Origin of the sequence: Neorhizobium vignae (genome assembly GCF_000732195.1) — a bacterium.
GTDB lineage: Bacteria > Pseudomonadota > Alphaproteobacteria > Rhizobiales > Rhizobiaceae > Neorhizobium > Neorhizobium vignae.
Window position 1 is genome coordinate 36,510 of the sequence record NZ_JNNU01000017.1, and the last position, 24,020, is coordinate 60,529.

The 24,020-nt window shown below is 61.2% G+C and carries 19 protein-coding genes; 7 read left to right on the plus strand and 12 right to left on the minus strand.

Translation table 11 applies throughout. From position 1 onward, the window contains the following. The first annotated feature begins 18 nt into the window (after positions 1 to 18). Positions 19 to 1,401: an MFS transporter gene (locus GQ59_RS24395; protein WP_037086254.1), complete on the plus strand. Its 1,383-nt coding sequence runs from the start codon at positions 19 to 21 to the stop codon at positions 1,399 to 1,401. A gap of 202 nt (positions 1,402 to 1,603) precedes the next feature. Here the strand turns inward: GQ59_RS24395 and purH are convergent, their stop codons facing one another. The 4 genes from purH to htpX all read right to left on the minus strand — a co-directional run bounded on the left by purH (position 1,604) and on the right by htpX (position 7,461). Further along, positions 1,604 to 3,220: a bifunctional phosphoribosylaminoimidazolecarboxamide formyltransferase/IMP cyclohydrolase gene (purH, locus tag GQ59_RS24400; protein WP_037086256.1), complete on the minus strand. Its 1,617-nt coding sequence runs from the start codon at positions 3,218 to 3,220 to the stop codon at positions 1,604 to 1,606. Between the two features lie 86 nt (positions 3,221 to 3,306). After that, positions 3,307 to 4,989, minus strand: coding sequence for a heparinase II/III family protein (locus tag GQ59_RS24405; RefSeq protein ID WP_037086361.1), 1,683 nt, complete (start codon positions 4,987 to 4,989; stop codon positions 3,307 to 3,309). A gap of 100 nt (positions 4,990 to 5,089) precedes the next feature. After that, on the minus strand, positions 5,090 to 6,508 hold the full coding sequence (locus GQ59_RS24410) for an RsmB/NOP family class I SAM-dependent RNA methyltransferase (RefSeq protein ID WP_152564451.1): 1,419 nt from the start codon (positions 6,506 to 6,508) through the stop codon (positions 5,090 to 5,092). Next, positions 6,499 to 7,461 (minus strand): zinc metalloprotease HtpX, encoded by a 963-nt coding sequence (gene htpX, locus GQ59_RS24415; protein WP_037086259.1) that lies wholly within the window; start codon positions 7,459 to 7,461, stop codon positions 6,499 to 6,501. The genes GQ59_RS24410 and htpX overlap by 10 nt, the downstream gene beginning before the upstream one ends. A gap of 121 nt (positions 7,462 to 7,582) precedes the next feature. Here htpX and GQ59_RS24420 point away from each other — a divergent pair, with 121 nt between their 5' ends. Both GQ59_RS24420 and GQ59_RS24425 read left to right on the plus strand, forming a co-directional pair. Beyond that, positions 7,583 to 7,801 (plus strand): DUF1674 domain-containing protein, encoded by a 219-nt coding sequence (locus GQ59_RS24420; RefSeq protein WP_037086261.1) that lies wholly within the window; start codon positions 7,583 to 7,585, stop codon positions 7,799 to 7,801. 49 nt (positions 7,802 to 7,850) lie between these two features. After that, entirely contained in the window at positions 7,851 to 8,297 is a 447-nt protein-coding gene (locus GQ59_RS24425; protein ID WP_037086263.1) for a thermonuclease family protein, read from the plus strand. Between the two features lie 36 nt (positions 8,298 to 8,333). Here the strand turns inward: GQ59_RS24425 and acs are convergent, their stop codons facing one another. Continuing rightward, positions 8,334 to 10,286, minus strand: coding sequence for an acetate--CoA ligase (gene acs / locus GQ59_RS24430; RefSeq protein WP_037086264.1), 1,953 nt, complete (start codon positions 10,284 to 10,286; stop codon positions 8,334 to 8,336). A 239-nt stretch (positions 10,287 to 10,525) separates the two neighbouring features. Between acs and GQ59_RS24435 the strand changes: the two genes are divergently transcribed. After that, complete coding sequence (locus GQ59_RS24435) at positions 10,526 to 11,242, plus strand: DUF1013 domain-containing protein (protein WP_037086265.1); 717 nt, start codon at positions 10,526 to 10,528, stop codon at positions 11,240 to 11,242. 58 nt (positions 11,243 to 11,300) lie between these two features. On the opposite strand, the gene GQ59_RS24440 is transcribed toward GQ59_RS24435, so the two are convergent. Next, the gene (locus GQ59_RS24440; RefSeq protein ID WP_051904185.1) at positions 11,301 to 13,232 is read right to left on the minus strand and encodes a propionyl-CoA synthetase; all 1,932 of its coding nucleotides are present in this window, start codon (positions 13,230 to 13,232) and stop codon (positions 11,301 to 11,303) included. Between the two features lie 105 nt (positions 13,233 to 13,337). Next, positions 13,338 to 13,997 carry a YggS family pyridoxal phosphate-dependent enzyme gene (locus tag GQ59_RS24445; RefSeq protein WP_037086267.1) on the minus strand — a complete coding sequence of 220 codons (660 nt, stop codon included), beginning with the start codon at positions 13,995 to 13,997 and terminating at the stop codon, positions 13,338 to 13,340. A 177-nt stretch (positions 13,998 to 14,174) separates the two neighbouring features. Between GQ59_RS24445 and leuS the strand changes: the two genes are divergently transcribed. Genes leuS through holA form a run of 3 tightly spaced genes read left to right on the plus strand, consistent with a single transcriptional unit; the run spans position 14,175 to position 18,383 of the window. Then, complete coding sequence (leuS, locus tag GQ59_RS24450) at positions 14,175 to 16,805, plus strand: leucine--tRNA ligase (RefSeq protein WP_037086268.1); 2,631 nt, start codon at positions 14,175 to 14,177, stop codon at positions 16,803 to 16,805. Then, on the plus strand, positions 16,795 to 17,364 hold the full coding sequence (locus GQ59_RS24455; protein ID WP_051904186.1) for a hypothetical protein: 570 nt from the start codon (positions 16,795 to 16,797) through the stop codon (positions 17,362 to 17,364). The genes leuS and GQ59_RS24455 overlap by 11 nt, the downstream gene beginning before the upstream one ends. Continuing rightward, on the plus strand, positions 17,352 to 18,383 hold the full coding sequence (holA, locus tag GQ59_RS24460) for a DNA polymerase III subunit delta (RefSeq protein WP_037086270.1): 1,032 nt from the start codon (positions 17,352 to 17,354) through the stop codon (positions 18,381 to 18,383). Before GQ59_RS24455 ends, holA begins: the two co-directional genes overlap by 13 nt. Positions 18,384 to 18,393: 10 nt before the next feature. Here holA and GQ59_RS24465 read toward each other — a convergent pair whose 3' ends face one another. Genes GQ59_RS24465 through mnmE form a run of 5 tightly spaced genes read right to left on the minus strand, consistent with a single transcriptional unit; the run spans position 18,394 to position 23,954 of the window. Continuing rightward, positions 18,394 to 19,275 carry a ParB/RepB/Spo0J family partition protein gene (locus GQ59_RS24465; RefSeq protein ID WP_037086272.1) on the minus strand — a complete coding sequence of 294 codons (882 nt, stop codon included), beginning with the start codon at positions 19,273 to 19,275 and terminating at the stop codon, positions 18,394 to 18,396. 27 nt (positions 19,276 to 19,302) lie between these two features. Further along, the gene (locus tag GQ59_RS24470; protein ID WP_037086273.1) at positions 19,303 to 20,094 is read right to left on the minus strand and encodes a ParA family protein; all 792 of its coding nucleotides are present in this window, start codon (positions 20,092 to 20,094) and stop codon (positions 19,303 to 19,305) included. A 15-nt stretch (positions 20,095 to 20,109) separates the two neighbouring features. Continuing rightward, positions 20,110 to 20,727, minus strand: coding sequence for a 16S rRNA (guanine(527)-N(7))-methyltransferase RsmG (gene rsmG, locus GQ59_RS24475; protein WP_037086274.1), 618 nt, complete (start codon positions 20,725 to 20,727; stop codon positions 20,110 to 20,112). Further along, positions 20,728 to 22,608: a tRNA uridine-5-carboxymethylaminomethyl(34) synthesis enzyme MnmG gene (mnmG, locus tag GQ59_RS24480; protein ID WP_037086275.1), complete on the minus strand. Its 1,881-nt coding sequence runs from the start codon at positions 22,606 to 22,608 to the stop codon at positions 20,728 to 20,730. 44 nt (positions 22,609 to 22,652) lie between these two features. Then, positions 22,653 to 23,954 carry a tRNA uridine-5-carboxymethylaminomethyl(34) synthesis GTPase MnmE gene (gene mnmE, locus GQ59_RS24485; protein WP_174459634.1) on the minus strand — a complete coding sequence of 434 codons (1,302 nt, stop codon included), beginning with the start codon at positions 23,952 to 23,954 and terminating at the stop codon, positions 22,653 to 22,655. Positions 23,955 to 24,020 lie beyond the last annotated feature (66 nt).

A 24,020-nucleotide genomic window follows, 5' to 3' on the forward strand; every position in this document is an offset into this window, starting at 1 on the left:
GGCTGATCCGGGGGAAAAATGGCCGTTACTGATGTGGACGATGCGCCGGTGAAAACGAGCCGGCGCGGCATCTGGGGCTGGATGTTCTTCGATTGGGCAGCCCAGCCGTTCTTCACCGTCGTCACCACCTTCATCTTCGGCCCCTATTTCGTCGCCCGGCTGACCGAGGATCCTGTCTCGGCGCAGGCGGCGTGGAGCAATATGGCGACCGTCTCGTCGCTGGTCATCGCCGTCTTCTCCCCCATCCTCGGCTCGATCGCCGACCAGGCAGGCCCGCGAAAACCCTGGATTGCCTTTTTCGCGGTGATCAAGATCGCCTGCGTCTCGGCCCTCTGGTTTGCGGCACCCGGCTCACCGATCATCTGGCCGATGATCTTCATGATCTTCGCGTCGATCGCCGCGGAATTTTCGACCGTCTTCAACGATTCGATGATGCCGCGGCTGGTTTCCAAGCAGGATGTCGGCCGTATTTCCAACGTCGCCTGGGGGCTCGGTTATCTCGGCGGCATGATCGTGCTGATCGCCGTCGTGACACTGCTTGCAGCCAATCCCGAAAGCGGCAAGACCCTGATCGGCATTCCCCCGCTTTTCGGCCTCGACCCGCATCTCGGCGAGGACGCGCGCATCACCGGTCCGATCTCCGCCCTCTGGTATTTCCTGTTCATCCTGCCGATGTTCTTCTTCACGCCGGACGCCAGGAAGGGCCTGCCGCTCGCCGCGGCGGTCCGCTCCGGCATAAGGGAACTTGGCGGCACGCTGCGGGACCTGAGGCAGCGCACGGGCATCGCGAAATTCCTGGTCGCCCGCATGCTCTACCAGGACGGCGTCAACGGCCTGCTGATCCTCGGCGGCACGTTTGCGGCCGGGATGTTCGGCTGGGCGACGATCGAGATCGGCATCTACGGCATCATCCTGAACGTCGTGGCGATCTTCGGCTGCATCGTCGCCGGCTGGCTCGACCGCCTGCTTGGCTCGAAGATCGTCGTGATCATCAGCCTCATCCTGCTGCTGGTGGCGACGCTTGGCATCATCTCGACCGGCCCGGGCTTCGTCTTCTTCGGCGTTCTGCCGCTTTCGGGAGAAGACGGCGGCGGCCTGTTCGGAACCGCCGCGGAAAAAGCCTATATCCTGTTCGGACTGCTGATCGGCATTGCCTTCGGCCCGGTCCAGGCCTCCTCACGATCCTACCTTGCCCGCAGCGTCAGTCTTTCGGAGACCGGCCGATATTTCGGCATCTACGCACTGTCCGGCCGGGCGACCAGCTTCCTCGCCACGCTGTTCTTCTCACTCATGACCTATGCCAGCGGCTCCGCCCGGCTCGGCATGGCGACGCTGCTCATCTTCCTCGTGGCGGGGCTGTTGCTGCTGCTTGCGACGCCTTATCCGGCGAACAGGAAGTAGAGACGGATAGCTATTCGGGCGGGACGTGGATCCTCGGGTCGAGCCCGAGGATGACGGAGTGCGTGGGATTGCCTGGTGAAAGCAAGAAAGCTAGCGGTTCATCAAACGTCTCTTTAGGCAGCCGGGAAAAACCCTCTGCGCCGTCATCCTCGGGCTCGACCCGAGGATCCACCCCACCCTCAGAGCATGACGTCCAGCAACATCAGTGCCGGAAATGCCGCATCCCGGTGAAGACCATAGCCACACCATGCTCGTCCGCGGCCGCAATCACCTCGTCGTCGCGCATCGAGCCGCCCGGCTGGATGACCGCGGTGGCACCGGCGGCGATCGCGGAAAGCAGACCGTCAGCGAAGGGGAAGAAGGCTTCCGAGGCAACGGCGGAACCCTTGGTCATCGGCTCCGCCCAACCCATGGCCCTGGCCGCCTCTTCCGCCTTGATGCCGGCAATGCGGGCGGAATCGATACGGCTCATCTGGCCGGCGCCGATGCCGGCCGTCTGGCCGTTCTTGGCGTAGACGACCGCGTTCGACTTCACGTGCTTGGCAACCTTGAAGGCGAACTTCATGTCTTCGAGCTCGGTCGGCGTCGGCGCACGCTTGGTCACGACGCGCAGGTCGATATCCTCGACCATGCCGTTGTCGCGGGTCTGGACCAACAGGCCGCCCGAAACGGTCTTCGCCGTCAGGCCGCGCGAGCGCGGGTCCGGCAGGCCGCCGGTCACCAGCAGGCGCAGGTTCTTCTTGGCGGCGATGATCGCCTGGGCCTCGTCGGAAACCTCCGGCGCGATGATGACTTCCGTGAACAGCTTGACGATCTCCTCGGCCGTCTCGGCGTCGAGAAGCTGGTTGACCGCAATGATGCCGCCGAAGGCCGAGGTGGAATCACAGGCAAGCGCCCTGAGATAGGCTTCCTTCAGGCTCGGGCCGGTCGCCACGCCGCAAGGGTTGGCATGCTTGATGATCGCGCAGGCCGGCGCCTTTTCCGGCGAGAACTCGGCGATCAGCTCGAAAGCACCATCGGTATCGTTGATATTGTTGTAGGAAAGCTGCTTGCCCTGTAGCAGTTTTGCGGTCGCCACGCCCGGGCGGTTTTCGCCGGTCACGTAAAAGCCGGCGCTCTGGTGCGGGTTCTCGCCGTAGCGCATCTCTTCCTTCAGCACGCCACCGATCGTCCGGTAGCGCGGGATCTCGATGTCGAGCGCTTCCGCAAACCAGTTGGAGATCGCCGTGTCATAGGCCGCCGTGCGGGCATAGGCCTTGGCCGCGAGCTTCTGGCGGAAGGCATAAACCGTCTGGCCATCATTCGAACGCAGCGCCTCGATCAGCGCCGGATAATCGGAAGGGTCGGTGACGGTGGTCACATAGGCATGGTTCTTGGCCGACGCGCGGATCATCGCCGGTCCGCCGATATCGATGTTCTCGACCGTTGTCGGGTAGTCGCCGCCGGCGGCGCGCACTTCCTCGAACGGGTAGAGATTGATGACGGCGAGATCGATGCCCTCGATGCCGTGTTCCTTCATTGCCGCTGCATGTTCCGCATCGTCGCGGATCGCCAGCAGGCCGCCATGCACCGTCGGATGCAGCGTCTTCACCCGCCCGTCCATGATTTCCGGAAAACCGGTGACTTCCGATACGTCGGTGACGGCAAGACCGGCAGCAGCGATCGCCTTGTGTGTACCGCCCGTCGACAGCAGCTTCACGCCCTGCTCGGTGAGGGCCTTGGCAAGCTCGATGATGCCGGTCTTGTCGGAGACCGAGAGCAGCGCGGTGCGGATCCTGATGCGGTCGGGAGCGGGGATTTTCTTGGAAACGACGGCCATCGGTCTCTCCTGGAAAGGCGCCGCGGAACCCGGCGCAAAGGTAAGATCGCCGCCCGTTAGCACAGCTTGGCGGAAGAAGAAACGGCCTATTCGCCGCGTCTCAGCATCCAGCGTATTTCCGAAGTCTCCGGCGGAGAAAACTCGATGACCAGCTGCTGGCTCGGTCGCACGCCGGAAACGTCGGCAAAGAAGATGTCCTCGTCGATCATCACCTGCAGCCCCGGCGCCGCAAAGATCCATGTCTCGCCGTCCGGCGCGCGCATGGCCACGCTTTCCTCGTCCCGCCGCGACAGCGTGATGACCGGGTGGATGTGGAAACGCGCCACCGCCAGGAAAGGCCCGTTGTCGGGGGCCTCGCCCTCCGGCAGGTAAAGCCGGTCTCGGCCCTTGATCTTGTTGCCCTTCACATTGAGGCCGATCTCGCGCTCGTGAAAGAACCCGAACTGGTGGACGTAGCCATCGTGGCTGGCACGCAGCCAGTCATTGCCGTGCATGTCGTCCCAGCGCTCGACCTCCACGTCCGAGACGCCGCCGAGCAGCATGGAGCCTGCAAAGCGGGACCGGATGATGCGGCTGGACGAGGTCTCGTTGAGCGTCACCGTCGAATGGGCGGGCGTCGAGCGCGACATGTGCCGATAGTTGCGGCCGGCATATTTGGGCGAACCGCAATTGACGATGAACCGATGCCGGCCCGCCGACATCTCGAAGGAAAGACAGCCCGCATGCGCCCCGCGCGAAAGCCCGGGGGAGAGCGGCCTACCGGTATCGACGATCAGCGTCGTACCGTCCGCCGAGAGGCGATGATAGTTCATATGCGGCAGTGCCTTGAACGGCTTGCCGGCCGTCTCGTCATACCGCAGTACGGACATCAGTTCGCTCGCGGGCGTCGAGCTCGCACCGTTGAACAGCGCCAGATCGCCGTCCTGATGGCGAAAGAAACGCAGCGCCGGATACATGCGGTCGATCGTCGGGATGAGCTTCTGCGGCAGATCGTGGCCGAGATTGATATAGGTCTGACGCAGCGGCAGGAGATCGATCAGCAGGTCGAGCACCGCACGCGGATTGCGCGACACATGCCCGCCATCGGCAAGGATCTGGCGTTCCAGCTCCCGATCCAGCCGCCCGCCCTCGCGGCGGATGTAGGCGGCCCGCGTCGGCATCGAGATCGAGGCCATGGCGAGCGCGATCCTGAGCCTCAGCCGCGTATCTCCCTCCGGCGTGCAGCCGGCTATCTTCCTCAGATACCGGACCTGATAGGCGAGGCTCTTCATGAAGCGGCGGTAGAAGCCGGCTTCTGCGCCCTGGAGCACCACGGTGGAATGCGAGAGCCAGGCGATCACCCGTTCCGCCGCCACATGCGCTTCCCAGGCGATGCCCTTCGGGCTTCGGCCGTAAAGCGCGATCCAGTCGGCGACCACCTGACGGGCGCTGGCACAGGCCACTTCCGTCTTGTTGGTGCGGATATGGCGAAGCCAGGCGAACGAATGCAGCCGCTCCGCCGCCGCCCGCGACGGCAACTCGACGGAGAACGGCGATTGGCCATAGGTTTCCAGAATCCGCCCCGCGAGCGGGAACCGGCCTTCCAGGATCTCCTCCGCCACGAACGGATCGAGCGCCCTCAGATCAGTCGGCGCGACAATCAGCCGGTCCGGCACCTGCATGGAAAACGAGGTCACGGCCAGGCGAAATCCGGCGGACCGCCGGCAAAGGCGCCGCCAGATTTCCCGCAAGCCGAAGGACAGGAGCCTCCGGCGATCCGCGAGCCGCATCTTCAATCTGGAATACTCCGCAGGAATCAGCTTCCGCCCCGCCGGCGGGAATCAACTATTAGATTGTTCGAAAGTATCGGTCCGTATGGTGAAGAAAGCCTTACCGTACCTGGAGCACGCTCGCGAAGAAGCCATCCATGCCGCCCACAAAATTTTCGGCCGCAGGCAGCATGGCCGGCGTGGTGCGGAATTCGCCAAGCGGCGAGATCGCCTCTTCCAGCCCCGGCCAGTCCCTGGGATCGACGGCGAGGCGTTTCAATTCGGGATGGTCCTTGAGCACACGCACGACCAGTTCCTCGCCCTCTGCCGAATCAAGCGAGCAGTTGGAGAAAACGACAATGCCGCCCGGTTTCACCAGCGTGACGGCGTGGCGCAGCATCTTTTCCTGAAGAGCTGCAAGCTTCACCACATCCTCCGGACCCTTGGTCCAGAGCACGTCCGGATGCCGGCGTGTCGTGCCGGTAGAAGAGCAGGGCGCGTCGAGAAGCACGCCGTCCAGCAGTTCTGCCGGCTTGAACTCGAAGAGATCCCCGCCGACCAGCTCCGCCTCGTAACCAAGCCGCCCGAGGTTTTCCTTGAGCCGTGCCAGCCGGTTAACGGATTGTTCGACGGCGATCACCTCGGCACCGGCCGCAATCAGCTGCGCCGTCTTGCCGCCGGGGGCCGCGCAGAGATCGGCGACCTTCTTGCCATTGAGATCACCGAACAGTTTTGCCGGAATGCTGGCCGCGACATCCTGCACCCACCAGACGCCGTCCTCGAACCCTTCCAGCGCGGAAACCGCGCCATCGAAGGCCGTCAGGCGAATGCTGCCGGTCGGCAGAACCGTGCCGCCGAGCTTTTCCGCCCAGGCAGCGGGATCGGACTTGACCGTCAGGTCGATGGCCGCCGGGACTAGCTGCGCTTCGGCGATACGATCCGCCTCCGCCTCGCCGTAGAGGGCGACCAGGCGCTTGCGGAACCATGCCGGTACCGGGGAAATCGTTGCGGTCGAGGCAAGGATCTCATCCTTTTCCCGGTCCATCCGGCGCAGGACCGCATTCACCAGCTTGGCGAAACGGCGGTTGCGCGGGTCGCGATTGGCCTGCTCGACCGCAAGGTCGACGGCAGCATGCGGCGGCACGTCGAGATGCAGGATCTGCGCTGCGGCGATCACCAGCACATGGTGAAGCGCCCGCGCGCCTTCCGGCAGCGGCGTATCGATCAGCGAAGCGATCGCCGCCTCGATGCGCGGCAGATGCCGGAGTGCGGTATTGAGAATGGCGCGCGTCAGCGCCCTGTCGGCATCGCTGAGCGCCCGATAGGCCGGATTGCCGTGGACGAGGTCGAGCATGCCATCGAGCGAGATCTTGCGGTCAACGACGGCCGCCAGAAGCTTGGCGGCCGTGACACGAACTTCGAGGCCCGCCTTGAAGGGCCCGTTTTCCCGCTCCGAGTGGGCCGGTCTCCTGCGCTGTTCGGCTGGTTTGCCCGATGACTTGTATGGCTTCTTGTTCTTCTTGTCTTCGTTCAAGACCAGGGACCTTTGCGCGGTTCATCCGAGCCGCGACCCCAACCAGTATTCGGAACGGAGCGCGCGGTGCGCTGCGGTCTATCAGCCTGGAACCCGGCCGTCGAGGCACCGTTGCGGAACTCAGCCGCCATCTGCTGCAGCGCGGCGATACGGTTCCCGGTGTCCGGATGGGTCGAGAACAGGTTGTCCATGCGCTCGCCCGACAGCGGGTTGATGATGAACATATGCGCCGTTGCCGGATTACGTTCGGCCTCGTAGTTCGGGATCTGATGCGCCGCACCAGCGATCTTGCCGAGTGCCGAGGCGAGCCACAGCGGATTGCCGCAGATCTCGGCACCGCGACGGTCGGCCGAATATTCGCGCGTCCGGCTGATCGCCATCTGCACCAGCATGGCCGCGAACGGAGCGACGATCATCGCCACCAGCACGCCGACGAAACCGAGCGGGTTGTTGTTCTCGCGATTGCCGCCGAAGAAGAAGGCGAAATTGCCGAGCATCGAGATCGCGCCGGCAAGCGTCGCGGTGATCGTCATGATCAGCGTATCGCGGTTCTGGATATGCGCGAGCTCGTGCGCCATCACGCCCGCCACTTCCTCATGCGTCAACCGCTGCATCAGCCCGGTGGAGGCGGCAACGGCCGCGTTCTGCGGGTTACGGCCGGTCGCAAAGGCGTTCGGCTGCGGATTGTCGTAGACATAGACCTTCGGCATCGGCAGGCCGGCATTGGCCGAAAGGTCGCGGATCATGTTGTAGAATTCCGGCGCGCTGCGCGCATCGACCTCCTGGGCATGATAGGCCGACAGCACCATCTTGTCGGAATTCCAGTAGGAAAACAGGTTCATGCCGGCAGCGATCACCAGCGCGATCATCATGCCGCCCTTGCCGCCGATCAGAAAACCGATCCCCATGAACAGGGCCGTCATGAAGGCCAGAAGCATGGCGGTGCGCATTACATTCATCGTCATCTCTCCCGTTGCCGATCGCCTCAAGGCAGTTAAAGGGTTTTCCCCCGGGCGCGGACGCCCTATGATGTGGTCAATTCAACCAGAATTTTCAATAATCGACCCGGCAAAGCCCAAGATGCAAAACGCAGATAACGACAATTCCGAAATCCTACCGGAAGAAGGTGCTCCGAAGAAGCAGCTTTCCCCAGCTGCGGAGCGCGCGCTCAAGGAAGCCGAAGAACGCCGCCAGGCAGCAGCCAAGGCCCAAATGCCCGAGGAATTCGGCGGCCGCGGCGGCGCCGACCCCGCCCGCTTCGGCGACTGGGAGATCAACGGCCGGGCGATCGATTTCTAAGTAAATATTCCTATTGACTTGCGTCATTGATCGGAATTTATTCCTTTCCATGATCAAGTCGCTTCATATTCTCACCTGCCTCGTTGCGGTGTTCGCCACGGCAGCCGCAGCACGTGACGAGATTTCCGGGCCGGTAGCGGCGGAAATCCTGCGGGTCATCGACGGCGATACGCTGCTGGTTGAAGCGCAGCCCTGGCCGCAGCAGAAGATGGAAGTTTATGTCCGCATCCGCGGCATCGATGCGCCGGAGCTGAAATCGAAATGCGAGCGGCTTCGTGAGGCGGGCCTTGACGCCCAACGTGCACTCGAAGCGCTGACCGTCCAATCACGCAAAATTCAGCTCACCCATATTTCCGGCGACAAATATTTCGGTCGCATCGTCGCCGACGTGGTGCTCCTCGATGGCCGCGGCGCCGGGCACGACCTGCTGCTGGCAGGTCTGGTGCAGACCTATGACGGCGGGCGCAAGCCGCAACAGGTCTGCGACACGAACTGAAAAGGCCGCCCGGTTTCCCGAGCGGCCCCTTTGAAATCAACCCGCCTTGTTCTGGCGGTTGGCGATCAGGTCTTCCACCACGCCCGGATCGGCGAGCGTCGAGATATCCCCGAGCGCGCCGAAGTCGTCCTCGGCGATCTTGCGCAGGATGCGGCGCATGATCTTGCCGGAGCGGGTTTTCGGCAGGCCGGGTGCGAACTGGATCTTGCCCGGCGCCGCGATGGGGCCAATCTCCTGGCGGACGTGCTTCACCAATTCCTGACGCAGCGCGTCATTGCCCTCATGGCCGGACATCAGGGTCACGTAACAATAGATGCCCTGGCCCTTGATGTTGTGCGGATAACCGACCACCGCCGCTTCCGAGACGAGGTGGTGCGAGACGAGCGCCGATTCCACTTCCGCGGTGCCGAGCCGGTGACCGGAGACGTTGAGCACGTCATCGACGCGGCCGGTGATCCAGTAATAACCGTCATCGTCGCGCCGGCATCCGTCACCGGTGAAATATTTGCCCTTGTAGGTGGAGAAATAGGTCTGGATGAACCGCTCGTGGTCGCCATAGACCGTGCGCATCATGCCAGGCCAGGCGTCGCTGATGCAGAGATTGCCATCGGCCGCCCCTTCCAGCACCTTGCCCTCGCTGTCGACCAGTTCCGGCTTCACACCGAAGAACGGTACGGTCGCCGAACCCGGCTTCAGGTCGATGGCGCCCGGCAGCGGCGTGATCATGTGGCCGCCGGTTTCCGTCTGCCACCAGGTATCGACAATCGGGCAGCGCTTGTCGCCGACCACGTTGTAATACCATTCCCAGGCTTCGGGGTTGATCGGCTCGCCGACCGTGCCGAGCAGTCGCAGGCTTTCCCGCGAGGAGCGCTTCACGAATTCGTCGCCGGCACCCATCAGCGAACGGATCGCCGTCGGCGCGGTGTAGAAGATGTTGACCTTGTGCTTGTCGATGATTTCCCAGAAGCGGCCCTGGTCCGGGAAGTTCGGCACGCCTTCGAACATCAGCGAGGTGGCGCAGTTCGCCAGCGGCCCGTAGACGATGTAGGAATGGCCGGTCACCCAGCCCACATCCGCCGTGCACCAGTAGATGTCGCCGTCATGGTAGTCGAACGTATATTCGTGGGTCATCGCCGCGAAGACGAGGTAACCGCCGGTCGTGTGCAGCACGCCCTTCGGCTTGCCGGTGGAACCCGACGTGTAGAGGATGAACAGCGGATCCTCCGCCTTCATCTTCACCGGCTCGCAATGTCCCTTCACGGTGGCGATTTCCTGGTGGTACCAGACGTCGCGCCCCGGCGCCCAGCCGGTCTTGCCGCCGGTGCGGCGCACCACCACCACCTTGTTGACGATCACGTGCTGGCGGGCCGCGATATGGATCGCCGTATCGGTATTGTCCTTGAGCGGCACCGGCTTGCCGCCGCGCACGCCCTCGTCGCAGGTGATCACGAAGGTGGACTGGCAGTCGATGATGCGGCCGGCCAGCGCCTCCGGCGAAAACCCGCCGAACACGACCGAATGCACCGCGCCGATACGGGCGCAGGCGAGCATCGCATAGGCCGCTTCAGGGATCATCGGCATGTAGATGGTGACGCGGTCGCCCTTCTTGACGCCGTGCTTCTTCAGGACGTTCGCCAGCCGGCAGACCTGATCGTAAAGCTGGTTATAGGTGATTTTCTTGTCGATATAGGGATTGTCGCCTTCCCAGATCAGCGCCGTGCGCTCCCCATGGGTCTTGAGATGGCGATCGATGCAATTGTAGGAGACGTTGGTCAGGCCGTCTTCGAACCACTTGATCGAGACCTTGCCCTTGAAGGAGGTGTTCTTGACTTTGGTATAGGGCTTGAACCAGTCGATGCGCTTTCCGTGCTTGCCCCAGAACTTGTCCGGATCCTCGACGCTCTCCTCGTACCACTTTTCGTATTTGTCCTTGTCGATGAGCGCTTTTGCTTTGGCAGACTTGAGGACCGGGTAGACTTTTTCGGACATGAACACCTCCCTGAATTGGCACGCATGACGACGCATCGAGCCGTCAGCGATATGTGCCGCATTCATAACAGGTGAGGCAAGTGCGGCAATTAGACAAACGTTCATCCGGGCAGTGACGATCTCGCTTCAAAGATTTGCAATTCCGTCCCAATTCGATTATAGGGCGGTAAATTCCCGGAAATTGTGGTTGATACCCACGGCCCGCGACACCGGCGCGGACGGACAGAGGACCTATACCCATGGCTCAACAATTGCTCATGCCGAAGGCGACCGCTGTATGGCTGGTCGACAATACCGCGCTTTCCTTCGATCAGATCGCCAATTTCTGCAAGCTTCACCCGCTCGAGGTGAAGGCCATCGCGGACGGCGAAGCGGCGCAGGGCATCAAGGGCCTCGACCCGATCGCCACCGGTCAGCTTTCGCGCGATGAAATCGAGCGCGGCGAAAAGGACATCAACTACAAGCTGAAACTTTCCGAGCCGAAGGTTCGCGTGCCCGAATCGAAGCGCCGCGGCCCGCGCTACACGCCGGTCTCGAAGCGCCAGGATCGCCCCAACGCCATTCTCTGGCTGGTCCGCAATCATCCGGAACTGAAAGACGCCCAGATCTCCCGTCTCGTCGGCACCACCAAGTCGACGATCGAGCAGATCCGCGAGCGCACCCACTGGAACTCGACGAACCTGACACCGATGGATCCGGTCACGCTCGGCCTCTGCAGCCAGATCGACCTCGATCTCGAAGTCGAACGCGCCTCCAAGGGCCGTCCGCTTCCGACCGCCGCCGAACTCGGCGCTTCCCTGCAGCCCGCGAGCGAAACCGAGAACCTCGGCTTCAACTATCGCAACGAGCGCGAGGAAGAGAAGGAAAAGGAGATCGACGCAGACGCCGTGTTTGCCAAGCTCTCGTCGCTCAAGTCCACCCGTCGCGACGACGACGAGGAAGACGACCGCTTCTGATCGACCCATTTCGATTGCACGAAAAAAAGCCCCGGAGACGATCCGGGGCTTTTTTTGTTCAGGCGCTCTGTTTCAGGCCGCTGCCTTCGCGGGCATAGCCATTGGCCTTGAGGATCGCGGTGATCTCGTCAAGCACCGTTGCATCCTCGATTGTTGCCGGCATCTTCCACGGCATGTCGTCGGCGATCTTCTGCATCGTGCCGCGCAATATCTTGCCCGATCGGGTCTTCGGCAGCTTGTGCACCACCATGACCGTCTTGAACGCCGCGACCGGACCGATCTCGTTGCGCACCAGTTCGGCCACTTCTCTCGCGATATCGGACGTTTCCCGTGAAACATGGTTCTTCAGCACCATGAAACCGCAAGGGATCTGCCCCTTGGTCGCATCATGGACGCCGATCACCGCACATTCGGCGACATCGGGGTGTTTGGCGCAGACTTCCTCCATCGCCCCGGTGGAAAGCCGGTGGCCGGCGCAGTTGATGATGTCGTCGGTGCGCGCCATTACGAAGATATAGCCGTCCTCGTCCATCATCCCGGCATCCGCCGTCTTGTAGTAGCCCGGAAACTCGTCGAGGCAGGCCTCGCGAAACCGCTGGTCGGCATTCCAGAAACTGACGAGGCAGCCGGGCGGCAGCGGCAGCTTGATGACGATATTGCCGAGCGTGCCGCGCGGCACCGGATAGCCGGCATCGTCCAGCACGTCGAGCGCATAACCCGGCATCGGCCGCGTCGGCGAACCGTGCTTGACCGGCATCAGACCGAGCCCCACCGTATTGGCGGCTACCGGCCAGCCCGTCTCCGTCTGCCACCAGTGATCGATCACCGGGATCTTCAGCTTCTGCTCGGCCCATTTCAACGTTTCCGAATCGGCTCGCTCGCCGGCGAGGAACAACGCGCGCATTCCGAGAAGATCGTAGTTCTCGACCAGTTCGCCCTCAGGATCGTCGCGGCGGATCGCCCGAAAAGCCGTCGGCGCCGTGAACAGCACTTTCACGTCATGATCGCTGACGACGCGCCAGAACGTGCCCGCATCCGGCGTTCCGACAGGTTTGCCTTCGAAGATGACGCTGGTATTGCCGGTGAGCAGCGGCGCATAGACGATATACGAATGGCCGACGACCCAGCCGATATCGGATGCCGTCCAGAACACCTCCCCCGGCTTGACGCCGAAAATGTTTTCCATGCTCCAATGCAGCGCCACCATGTGCCCGCCATTGTCGCGAACGACTCCCTTCGGCTGGCCCGTCGTCCCGGATGTATAGAGAATGTAGAGCGGATCGGTCGCCTTGACCGGCACGCATTCGATGTCCCTGCCCCGCGCCCTGTCGACGGCCTCCGAAAAATCCAGATCGCCCCGCTCGGGGCGCAGCTCTGCTCTAAGCTGCTCGCGCTGCAGGATGAGGCAATGTTTCGGCTTCACCAGGGCGATGTCGATCGCCTGGTCGAGCAGCGGCTTGTAGGCAACGATGCGGTTGGGCTCCAGACCGCAGCTCGTGCTGATCACCAGTTTCGCTTCCGAATCGTTCAGCCGTGCCGCCAGTTCCTGCGCCGCAAATCCGCCGAACACGACCGAATGCACCGCCCCCAGCCGCGCACAGGCCAGCATCGAAAACACCGCCTCCGGCACCATCGGCATGTAGATGACCACGCGGTCGCCCTTGCCGATGCCGAGGTCGAGGAGAACCGCGGCAATCGCCTTCACCTCGTCGAGAACCTCGGCATAGGTGAAAGTCTGCTGTTTTCCCGTCATGGCGCTGTCGTGGATAAAGGCGCGCTGCCCGCCACGGCCGGCCGCCACGTGGCGGTCGAGACAGTTGTAGCAGGTATTGGTCTCGCCGCCGGTAAACCAGCGTCCATAGACGCCCTGGTCGCCGTCGAAAACCTTCTCCGGTTCCTTGAACCAGTCGATGGCGGTGGACGCGCTTTTCCAGAACCCTTCCGGATCCTGTTGCCAGCCTTCATAAACGTCGAAATAGCGGCTTTGCATCTGCACCTCCCGTCACATGAGCACAGCCCGGAAAATCCAATCTAGGGTGCTCGGGAGGTGCCGGGAAGCCCGACGAAAGCGCTAGGCGCCTGGCAAAAGCCTTTTTCAGCGCGAACCGAAGATGGCCGAGCCGACCCGGACGCTGGTCGCGCCGAATTCGACAGCCGTCTCGAAATCGCCGGACATGCCCATGGAGAGCTTTTCGACACCGCATTCCTTGGCGAGCTTGGCGAGCAGTGCAAAATGCGGCCCCGGATTTTCCTCGGCGGGCGGAATGCACATCAGCCCCTCGATCGAAAGCCCGAGTTCCTTGCGGCAGAACTCCACGAAGGCGACGGTCTCTTTCGGCTCGATCCCGGCCTTCTGCGGCTCCAGGCCGGTATTCACCTGCACATAGAGCTTTGGCGCCTTGCCTTGTCTCTTTATCTCCTCGGCAAGCGCGCGGGCGATCTTTTCCCGGTCCACCGTTTCGATGACGTCGAACAGCGCTACGGCATCCGCGGCCTTGTTCGACTGCAGCGGCCCGATCAGGTGCAGTTCGAGATCCGGCGTCTCGGCCTTGAGTGCCGGCCACTTGCCCTGGCTTTCCTGTACGCGGTTCTCGCCGAACACCCGCTGCCCGGCCGCAATCACCGGGCGGATGTCTTCCGCATCGAACGTCTTCGAAACCGCCACAAGCCTCACCGACCCCGCCGGCCGCTTCGACAGGCGCTCCGCCTTCTCGATCCGAGCTTTCACATCCCGCAGCCGTTCTTCAACGCTCATGACTCATGCCTTCCGCTTTTCTTGCAAGCTCAGCGCTTAGCCCTCATATAAGGCTCTGCCAAGGGTGTTTCGCCCTAAACTTGGCCTTTCCCGACCCTGTAAAACTTGACGCTTGCAGGGTTTCATGGTGAAGGTCTCGCCCGACTCCTGATCCTGTTTTCCCGGAATATCATTGAAATGGCGACTGAACGTTATAATCCGCGCGATGCCGAGCCCCGTTGGCAGCAAACCTGGAATGATGCCAAGGTTTTCGAGACCGACAACAGCGATCCGCGCGAAAAATACTACGTTCTGGAGATGTTTCCCTATCCGTCGGGCCGCATCCACATGGGCCATGTGCGCAACTATGCCATGGGCGACGTGGTAGCCCGCTACAAGCGCGCCCGCGGCTTCAACGTCCTGCACCCGATGGGCTGGGACGCTTTCGGCATGCCGGCTGAAAACGCCGCCCGCGACAACAAGGTGCATCCGAAAACCTGGACCTATCAGAACATCGAATCCATGAAGGCGCAGCTGAAGGCCATGGGCCTGTCGCTCGACTGGTCACGCGAATTCGCCACCTGCGACGTGGAATATTATCAGCAGCAGCAGCACCTCTTCCTCGACATGATGGAAAAGGGTCTGGTCTACCGCAAGCAGTCCAAGGTCAACTGGGACCCGGTCGACCAGACGGTTCTCGCCAACGAACAGGTCATCGACGGCCGCGGCTGGCGTTCCGGCGCGCTGGTGGAACAGCGCGACCTGGTGCAGTGGTTCTTCAAGATCACCGATTTCAGCCAGGACCTGCTGGACTCGCTCGACACCCTCGACCAGTGGCCTGAAAAAGTCCGGCTGATGCAGAAGAACTGGATCGGTCGCTCCGAAGGCCTGACGATCCGCTGGGAAATCGTCGGCTCGACGGCACCCGCCGGCGAGAGCGAAGTCGTGGTCTACACGACCCGTCCCGACACCCTGTTCGGCGCCTCCTTCCTGGCGATCGCCGCCGACCATCCGCTGGCCAAGGCCGCTGCGGCGTCGAATCCGGCTATCGAAGCTTTCGCCGAGGAATGCCGCCATCACGGAACCTCGCTCGCAGCGCTGGAAACAGCCGAAAAGAAGGGCATCGACACAGGCATCCGCGTCAGGCACCCGCTCGACCCCTCCTGGGAACTGCCCGTCTATGTCGCCAATTTCGTGCTGATGGATTACGGCACCGGCGCCATCTTCGGCTGCCCGTCCGGGGACCAGCGCGACCTGGATTTCGCCCGCAAGTACGGCCTGCCGGTCGTTCCTGTCGTCATGCCGAAGGACGGCGATGCCGCGACCTTTACCGTCGGCGACACCGCTTATGTCGATGACGGCGTGATGATCAATTCGCGCTTCCTGGACGGCAAGACAACGGACGAAGCCTTTGCGATCGTTGCAGATCGTCTGTCGGGAACGATCGTCGGCAACATGCCGCAGGGCGAGCGCAAGGTGAATTTCCGCCTGCGCGACTGGGGCATTTCCCGCCAGCGCTACTGGGGCTGCCCGATCCCGGTCATCCACTGCGACGATTGCGGCGTGGTGCCGGTGCCGAAGGCGGACCTGCCGGTCAAGCTGCCCGACGACGTCACCTTCGACCTGCCCGGCAATCCGCTCGACCGCCATCCGGCCTGGCGCCATGTCGCCTGCCCGCAATGCGGCAAGGATGCCCGCCGCGAGACGGACACGATGGACACGTTCGTCGATTCGAGCTGGTATTTCACCCGCTTCACGGCGCCCTGGGAGAAGGATCCGACGGACCCGGCCGTTGCCAATCGCTGGCTGCCGGTTGACCAGTATATCGGCGGCATCGAGCACGCGATCCTGCACCTGCTCTATTCGCGTTTCTTCACCCGCGCCATGCGCGAAACCGGCCATGTCGAGGTCAAGGAGCCCTTCAAGGGCCTCTTCACGCAGGGCATGGTCGTGCATGAAACCTATCGCCGTGGCACCGGTCCGAACGGCGAATGGGTCGCTCCGGCTGATATCAAGATCGAGGAGATCGACGGCAAACGCCGCGCCACCATGCTGAAGGGTGGCGAAGAGGTCACCATCGGCTCGATCGAGAAAATGTCAAAGTCGAAGAAGAACGTCGTCGATCCGGATGATATCATCGCCTCCTACGGTGCCGATACCGCACGCTTCTTCGTATTGTCCGACTCCCCGCCGGACCGCGATGTCATCTGGTCGGAAGCCGGTGTCGAAGGCGCCCATCGTTTCACGCAGCGCTTGTGGCGCCTGATTTCCGAAGCCTCCGAAAACCTCGTGGGTATCGATCCCGCGCCGGCTAAGAACGGTGAGGCTCTGGCGATCTCGCAGCTCGCCCACAAGACGCTGAAGGCGGTTCAGGGCGACTATGACAAGCTCTCCTTCAACAAGGCCGTGGCGCGCATCTATGAGCTGGTGAACGCACTTGCAGCGCCGCTCGGCCGGGTCGCAGCCGGGGAGGGCGATGCCGCCTATCGCGCTGCCGTCCGCAACGCCTCGGAGATCCTGATCCAGCTCGTCGCCCCGATGACGCCGCATCTGGCCGAGGAATGCTGGGCGGTTCTCGGCAACAAGGAACTCCTCTCCCTGTCTGCCTGGCCGCAATATGACGAAACTCTCGTCATCGAAAACGAGGTCACACTGCCGGTCCAAATCAACGGCAAGAAGCGCGGCGAATTGACAATCGCGCGCGACGCGGATCAAAGTGCGGTCGAAGCTGCGGTTCTGGCGCTGGATGCGGTCAAAGCGGCGCTTGAAGGCCGGGCGCCGAAGAAAGTCATCGTCGTCCCACAGAGGATCGTAAACATTGTCGTTTGACCGCTCTCTTCGTCGTTTCGGGTTCGTATCCGGCCTGATAACGCTGACACTCTTGGCCGGCTGCCAGGTCCGCCCGCTTTATTCGGAAGCTTCCGGCACCGGTGAGCGGCTGGCTTCGGTCGGCTTCGAGCAACCCCACACCCGCCTCGACCAGGTAGTCCGCAACCATCTGGTCTTCCTGACCTCCGGCGGTGCCGGCGAGGCGACCCGTCCTGCTTACGACGTGAAGCTCGTAACCAAGAGCACGGCCTCGACCATCATTGACGACGAGGACGACGAGGACGACGACAACGTGTCTCCGACCGGCGTACCGGTCCCCGGTCGCGTCCAGGTGGAAGGCACCTACACGATAAGCCGCATCAGCGACGGGCAGGTGCTGAAGTCCGGGAAACGTCAGGTCGTCGCGCTCATCGATATTTCGGGCCAGGGCTATGCTGGCCTCCGCGCCGTTCGCGACGCTGAAAACCGCGCCGCAAGAGAACTTGCCGAGTTCATCCGCGCCGAGATCGCGATTGCGCTTTCGCGCGAACCTCAGCCGCAGACGGTATGGCAGAAGTAAAGTCCCACGAATTCGATCGGTTTGCCGAGAAGAGTGCGGAACTCTACAAGATTTTCGTGATCTACGGTCCAGACCGTGGTCTCGTTTCCGAACGTGCGGCGCTCATCGCGGGCAGGACGGGCATCTCCCAAGATGATCCGTTTGCGATGCTCAAGCTCGACGTTTCGGACCTTCAGGGCGATCCCGGACGGCTTCTCGATGAAGTGAACTCAATGGGCCTTTTCGGCGGTTCGAAGCTCGTTTGGCTGCGTGGCGCTGCCAACGAAAAACCGCTCCTGGACGCGATGCAGGTTTTGGCGGACGGCCCGGCTCCAGCGAACATCCTGATCGTCGAGGCCGGCGACCTCAAGAAAGGGAGCGGGCTGCGCAAGATCGCCGAACCCTCCCGATCCATCGCCGTCATTCCCTGCTACGCGGACGACATCAAGGCTTTGAACAGCCTCATCGATTCGGAACTGGGGAGTGAAGGCCTCAGGATCAGCCCTAGCGCCCGCCAGAGGCTCCTGGAGCTGCTTGGGGGAGACCGCATAGCCTCCCGGAACGAGATCCGGAAACTCGCGCTTTACTGCCGCGGCACAGGCATAGTCGAAGAGGCACAGATCGATGAGATCATCGGCGATGCGAGCGCAGTTTCAGCTGACGAAGCCGTCGATGCAATCCTTGGCGGCGATTTGCCGGCTCTGCATCGCGCCATCCAAAAGATCGTCTCGTCGAAGACACCGGTTTTTCTCGTCCTGCAATCGTGCCTGAAGCAATTCCAGCTGCTGGATCTGATGAAGGCTGAGATGGAGGAGAAGAAGCTCCAGACCGCCCAGGTCATGATGACGCTCGGCAGGCATATTCACTTCAAGCGGAAGCCGATCATCGAAAAAGCACTGAGAACCTGGAGTTCACCGGCACTTGCCCGTGAAACGGAGAGGTTGCAGGCTGCAATTTTGATGTCGCGACAGAGGCAGAGCCTGGAACCCAATATTGCGTTCCACACGCTGATGGCTACAGCTATTCAATCAAGCCGTTGAATAGACTAGGTTATCGCCGCTCAAGAAGGCGGCATATCTCCTCGAGCTGCTCAAGCGTACGATAGCCGATCCTGATCTGCCCGCCACCGTTCTTGTGGTTGATCTTCACGTCCAGCCCTAATGAGTCAGACAGTGTGCGCTCCAACGCAAGAGTGTCGGAGTCCTTTTGTTCCGCTTTCGAAACATTTGCGGGCTCCGATTGAGCCTTGATGTCGTTTTGAGCCAGCTTCTCAGCATCGCGAACAGACATGCCCTTGGCGACAATCGTACGCGCCAGCGAAACCGGATCCGATGTCGTGATAAGTGCACGGGCGTGACCCGCGGAAAGGCTGCCTCCCGCCAGCATCTCCCGAACGGGCTCGGGTAGTTTCAGCAGACGGAGGCTATTGGCCACATGGCTGCGGCTCTTGCCGATGATTTCACCAAGATCATTCTGGGTGTAACCATGCTCGGCAATCAGCTGATCATAACCCAGCGCCTCTTCCAAAGGGTTGAGATCCGAGCGCTGTACGTTTTCGACAATGGCGATTTCGAGCGCCGTCCGATCATCCACATCGCGAACGATAACCGGAATCTCGACCAGTCCCGCCAGTTGGGCCGCACGCCAGCGGCGTTCGCCGGCTATGATTTCAAACTGATCGGCACCGCGCGGCCGAACGACGACCGGTTGAACGATGCCATGCTGACGAATGGAACTTGCGAGATCCTGCAGCTCACCTTCGTCGAAGCTCCGGCGCGGGTTTTTCGGATTGCGCGACACATGCTCGATCGGCACCATGCGATCCGGGTTGACACTGCGGGCACCATTGTTGACAGGTGCCGGCTGGTCCATCTCACCGATAAGAGCTGCAAGGCCGCGCCCGAGGCGCCGTTTCGAGAGGTCGTCGTTCATTCTCACTACTCACTTGTCTGCAGAGCGTCAGGCGGCCTTGCGCCTGCGTTCCCGCTGGATGACTTCCGAAGCCAGCTGCAAATAGGCTTGGCTGCCGGCGCACTTCAAGTCGTAAAGGATTGCCGGCTTCCCGTAGGAGGGCGCTTCCGAAACGCGAACATTGCGCGGAATCAACGTATGGTAGACTTTCTCCCCCAGATGCGTCCGAACATCGTTGACGACCTGCTGGGCGAGGTTGTTTCGCGCATCGAACATGGTCAGGACAATTCCCTGGATGTCGAGCGAGGGATTGACGCTGCGACGCACCTGATCGACGGTTTCCAGCAGCTGGCTCAAACCTTCCAGGGCGAAAAACTCGCACTGCAGAGGCACAAGAATGGAATGAGCTGCCGCCATGGCATTCATCGTGAGCAGGTTGAACGAAGGGGGGCAGTCCAGCAAAATGTAGGAATAGGCCAGGGCATCATCGCCGTTCAGCGCGCTTCGTAGTTTGAACGCCCGATCTGGAGCCTGGGAGATCTCCATCTCGAACCCGAGCAGATCCATCGTCGAAGGGACGATGTGAAGGTTCGGAACCGCCGTTGCCAGCGCAGTCTCGGCAATGGAGCTATACCCCATCAACAGGTCATAAGAGGAAATCTTGCGATCGCGGCGCTCAATACCCAGACCGGTGCTGGCATTGCCCTGCGGATCGAGGTCCACGATCAGCACACTTTCGCCGATAGCGGCGAGTGCCGTCGCCAGGTTGATGGCCGTCGTCGTCTTGCCGACACCGCCTTTTTGGTTGGCAATCGTGATAACCCGATTTCTTTCAAACATGCGGCACCTGAAAATCTAGGGTTCTTTGTGCCTCAAATTGCTTATCTCGAGGATAACTGAATCTGGTTCGACGGCACTCTGGTGTTTTATCAGATCGAATACCCAACGACCACGGGCTTTCTCGACTTCCGTCGCGTAATCCCGGCCTTTATGAAAAAAAGCTCTTGTTTCTTTGCCGATCATCCACGCCGACGTGTAGGAAAGAAGCGGATCAAGCTCCGCGAGAGCTCTGGCTGAAATTCGGTCGCAATCTGGAAGAGCCTTAGACGCCGATTCGATTCGTAATGGATGAACAGAGCCTCTGGCGCCCGTCTCGCTGAGAGCCACTCGCAGAAAGGCTGCTTTTTTTTGATTGCTCTCAACCAGATGAACCCATCCGTCTTGCGCCTCGGCCAAAAAGATCGCGGTTATAACCCCGGGGAAACCTCCCCCGGAACCGAGATCAAGCCATTTGCAAGGAGAAGGGGAGAGCTGAAAGACCTGAGCGCTGTCAGCGATATGCCGGCGCCACAGCTCATCCAGCGTTGAGGGCGCAACGAGGTTGATGGCCTTCGCCCATTTCTGAAAAAGAACTGAAAAATGCTCAAGCTTCTCTTGCGTTTCACGTGAAACACTCTTGCCGTTCAGAAGCATTTACAGGACTCGCTTGAGGCGATTCGGTGCTACTTCTTCCTTACGAAGTAGCGCCAGAATGAGAGCCAAGGCAGCCGGCGTCATCCCGTCAACCTTGCCAGCCTGTGCAAGATTTGCCGGATTTGCTGCTGTCAATTTCATTTTAAGCTCATTGGAAAGTCCAGGAAGTCCAGTGAAATCAAAGCCTTGGGGGATAATTCTGGCTTCGTCGCGATGAGTCGCGTGAATGTCGGCCGCTTGCCGGTTCATGTAAACCGCATAGGACGCTTCAATCTCCAAGGCTTCTCCAATCTTGGGCGACAACTGTGCGAATTCAGGCCAGATGGCCGTGAGGCGCGCCAGGGATTGATCGGGATAGGCCAGCAACTCATACGCAGTCCGGCGCTGCCCATCCTTGTTCAGTTTCAGTCCGTGATTATTGGCCTCATTCGGGGTCAGATTACGGGCCCGCAGTAGTTCTCGGCCTGCATCCAACGCCTGCGTATAGGCCTCAAACTTCGCCGCCCGCGACGGCCCGACACAGCCAAGTGCGATTGCCTTCTCCGTCAGTCGAACGTCCGCATTATCGGCCCTGAGCGACAGCCGGTATTCGGCACGAGAGGTGAACATCCGATAGGGTTCAGTCACCCCGCGAGACGTGAGATCGTCTATCATGACGCCGATATAGGATTCGGCGCGGCTGAAATGATGGGGCTCACTGCCGGACGTCTTTCGCGCAGCATTCAGGCCGGCCACCAGCCCCTGCGCCGCCGCTTCTTCGTAACCCGTTGTCCCGTTGATCTGCCCAGCCAGGAATAGACCTGGAATCTTTTTCACTTCCAAGCCCGCGGTCAGTTCGCGGGGATCCACATGATCATACTCGATCGCATAACCGGGCTGCATGATCGTTACTGCCTCGAGGCCCGGAATCGTACGAATGAACGCTTCCTGGACCTCCGCGGGGAGGGATGTCGAAATGCCATTCGGATAAACCGTCGGATCGTCCAAGCCTTCCGGCTCCAGAAAAATCTGATGCCCATCGCGCTCGCCGAAACGAACGATCTTGTCCTCGATGGACGGGCAATAACGCGGCCCTACCCCTTCGATCTGGCCGGAATACATCGCAGAGCGGTGGATATTCTCCGAAATGATCCTGTGGGTCGCATCCGTCGTGCGCGTGACACCGCAGGCAATCTGCCTTGTGGTGATCTTATCGGTCATGAAGGAAAAGGGAACCGGATGTTCGTCGGCTTCCTGAAGACCCACACGGCTCCAATCGATCGTATTTCCATCCAGCCGCGCCGGGGTGCCGGTCTTCAACCGGCCTAGCCGCAAGCCAAATAGCATCAGAGTCTCAGACAGTCCCAGGGAAGGGGCTTCACCAACACGGCCGGCAGGGACCTTCTGGTCACCGATATGAATCAGACCGCGAAGAAAAGTGCCGGTCGTCAGAACAATTGTTCCGCATCCGAATCGACGCCCGTCTTTCAGTTGAACCGAACGCACTCGTCCGTCTTCGATCCCGATATCGAAGGCGTCTCCCTCGATCACGGTGAGATTAGGGTGATCAAAGATTTCACGCTGCATGGCTAGGCGGTAAAGCTTGCGATCGGCCTGGGTCCGCGGTCCGCGCACTGCAGGTCCCTTTTTGCGATTGAGGAGCCGGAACTGGATGCCGGAGGCATCCGCGACGCGGCCCATCAACCCGTCAAAGGCGTCAACCTCACGCACGAGATGTCCCTTGCCGAGACCACCGATCGCGGGGTTACAGGACATCACACCGATGGTCTGCCGGCTATGGGTTATCAGTGCGGCATTGGCCCCCATGCGTGCGGCCGCATTCGCTGCCTCGCAGCCAGCGTGCCCACCGCCTATGACGATGACGTCGAATGTCGTTTCCATTTGCCTACCTTATGAAACAGCAGGATCGCTCTGTTTCACGTGAATCACTTACCGATGCAGAACTGCGAAAAAATCACGTCAAGGAGCTCCTCTACATCGACCCGGCCGGTGATGCGGCCCAGCGACGATGCTGCGGCCCGGAGGCTCTCGGCCCGAAGATCGAGCTCCCGGCCGTTTAACGCTTCTTCGATAAAATTGGAAGCCTCTTTCAGGTACTGGAGGTGCCGCTGTCGATTGGGAACCAGCGATCCAGACCAGGTTGCCCGGAGTTTTTCGAGGATCAGGGCACGAAGCTCGTCCAGCCCATCTCCCGTTTCGCTGGAAATATTCAGATCGTAGACGGTTGAGGCATGGTGTAAGTCTGCCTTGGTTCCAACTCGCAGGACCTCCGAGGTCACCCTGTCGAGGATCTGTTTCGAGTCCGAATCGATCTCTTCAAGCTGAAGAACGAGGTCGGCCTGTTCGATCGCTATGCGTGCCCTCCGCACACCTTCCTGTTCAACGCGATCCTCGCTCTCACGAAGCCCCGCGGTATCGAAGAACCGCACGAGATAACCATCCATGTCCACGTCGACATGCAGAATATCCCTGGTCGTGCCGGCAATCTCCGTGACGATCGCAACATCCCGTTTCGCCAGCGCGTTGAGAAGACTGGACTTACCGGCATTGGGAGGGCCCGCGATGACCACCTTGTACCCGTCGCGAATGATCTCTCCGGCTTTAGCCGAAGCTATATGCTTCCCGATCTCCAGATAAAGATCCGCCACTTCCGCCCAGACCCTGTCCGAAACCGATCCGGGAACGTCATCCTCATCCGCGAAGTCGAGTTCCGCTTCGATCAAGGCGCGGGCGTGAGTCAATCTCTCGGCCCATTCCATATAGAGGGCCGATTGCCCGCCAAAGCCCTGTTCGACCGCCAGCCGCCGCTGCATCTCGGTCTCGGCAGCGATCAGATCTGCGAGGCCCTCGACCTCCACCAGATCCAGCTTCCCATTCTCGAACGCCCTGCGGGAAAACTCACCAGCCTCGGCCAGACGAAGCCCGATCGCGTCCAGTTCCCGATAGACGGCGGAAACGACAGCGCGGCTGCCATGCACATGTATTTCAACACAGTCCTCACCCGTGAAGGAATTCGGGCCGGGAAAGGCCAGGACAAGGGCTTGATCGATTATCGAACCGTTGCGGCTCCGAATCGTCCGAAGCACAGCCTTCCTGCCGATAGGGAGATCACCCGCCAACACCCGCGCAGCCTCGAATGCCAGCGCTCCGCTTATCCGGATGACCGCAACGCCGGCGGGGAGGGCACCGCTGGAATTGGCATAGATGGTATCGTTCAGTGCCTGGATCATGGGGTCAATCTATCAGAGACGGCTCCAAACTGAAAAGCGCCCGGTAAAACCGAGCGCTCGTCG

What these genes read in the sequence shown, in the direction of transcription:
- holA (WP_037086270.1), top strand. Translation starts at nt 17,352, where the DNA reads ATGGCAGAAGTAAAGTCCCACGAATTCGATCGGTTTGCCGAGAAGAGT.
- GQ59_RS24435 (WP_037086265.1), top strand. Translation starts at nt 10,526, where the DNA reads ATGGCTCAACAATTGCTCATGCCGAAGGCGACCGCTGTATGGCTGGTC.
- rsmG (WP_037086274.1), bottom strand. Translation starts at nt 20,727, where the DNA reads ATGCTTCTGAACGGCAAGAGTGTTTCACGTGAAACGCAAGAGAAGCTT.
- acs (WP_037086264.1), bottom strand. Translation starts at nt 10,286, where the DNA reads ATGTCCGAAAAAGTCTACCCGGTCCTCAAGTCTGCCAAAGCAAAAGCG.
- GQ59_RS24395 (WP_037086254.1), top strand. Translation starts at nt 19, where the DNA reads ATGGCCGTTACTGATGTGGACGATGCGCCGGTGAAAACGAGCCGGCGC.
- GQ59_RS24445 (WP_037086267.1), bottom strand. Translation starts at nt 13,997, where the DNA reads ATGAGCGTTGAAGAACGGCTGCGGGATGTGAAAGCTCGGATCGAGAAG.
- GQ59_RS24425 (WP_037086263.1), top strand. Translation starts at nt 7,851, where the DNA reads ATGATCAAGTCGCTTCATATTCTCACCTGCCTCGTTGCGGTGTTCGCC.
- GQ59_RS24440 (WP_051904185.1), bottom strand. Translation starts at nt 13,232, where the DNA reads ATGCAAAGCCGCTATTTCGACGTTTATGAAGGCTGGCAACAGGATCCG.
- GQ59_RS24465 (WP_037086272.1), bottom strand. Translation starts at nt 19,275, where the DNA reads ATGAACGACGACCTCTCGAAACGGCGCCTCGGGCGCGGCCTTGCAGCT.
- mnmG (WP_037086275.1), bottom strand. Translation starts at nt 22,608, where the DNA reads ATGGAAACGACATTCGACGTCATCGTCATAGGCGGTGGGCACGCTGGC.
- GQ59_RS24470 (WP_037086273.1), bottom strand. Translation starts at nt 20,094, where the DNA reads ATGTTTGAAAGAAATCGGGTTATCACGATTGCCAACCAAAAAGGCGGT.
- htpX (WP_037086259.1), bottom strand. Translation starts at nt 7,461, where the DNA reads ATGAATGTAATGCGCACCGCCATGCTTCTGGCCTTCATGACGGCCCTG.
- GQ59_RS24420 (WP_037086261.1), top strand. Translation starts at nt 7,583, where the DNA reads ATGCAAAACGCAGATAACGACAATTCCGAAATCCTACCGGAAGAAGGT.
- purH (WP_037086256.1), bottom strand. Translation starts at nt 3,220, where the DNA reads ATGGCCGTCGTTTCCAAGAAAATCCCCGCTCCCGACCGCATCAGGATC.
- GQ59_RS24405 (WP_037086361.1), bottom strand. Translation starts at nt 4,989, where the DNA reads ATGCGGCTCGCGGATCGCCGGAGGCTCCTGTCCTTCGGCTTGCGGGAA.
- leuS (WP_037086268.1), top strand. Translation starts at nt 14,175, where the DNA reads ATGGCGACTGAACGTTATAATCCGCGCGATGCCGAGCCCCGTTGGCAG.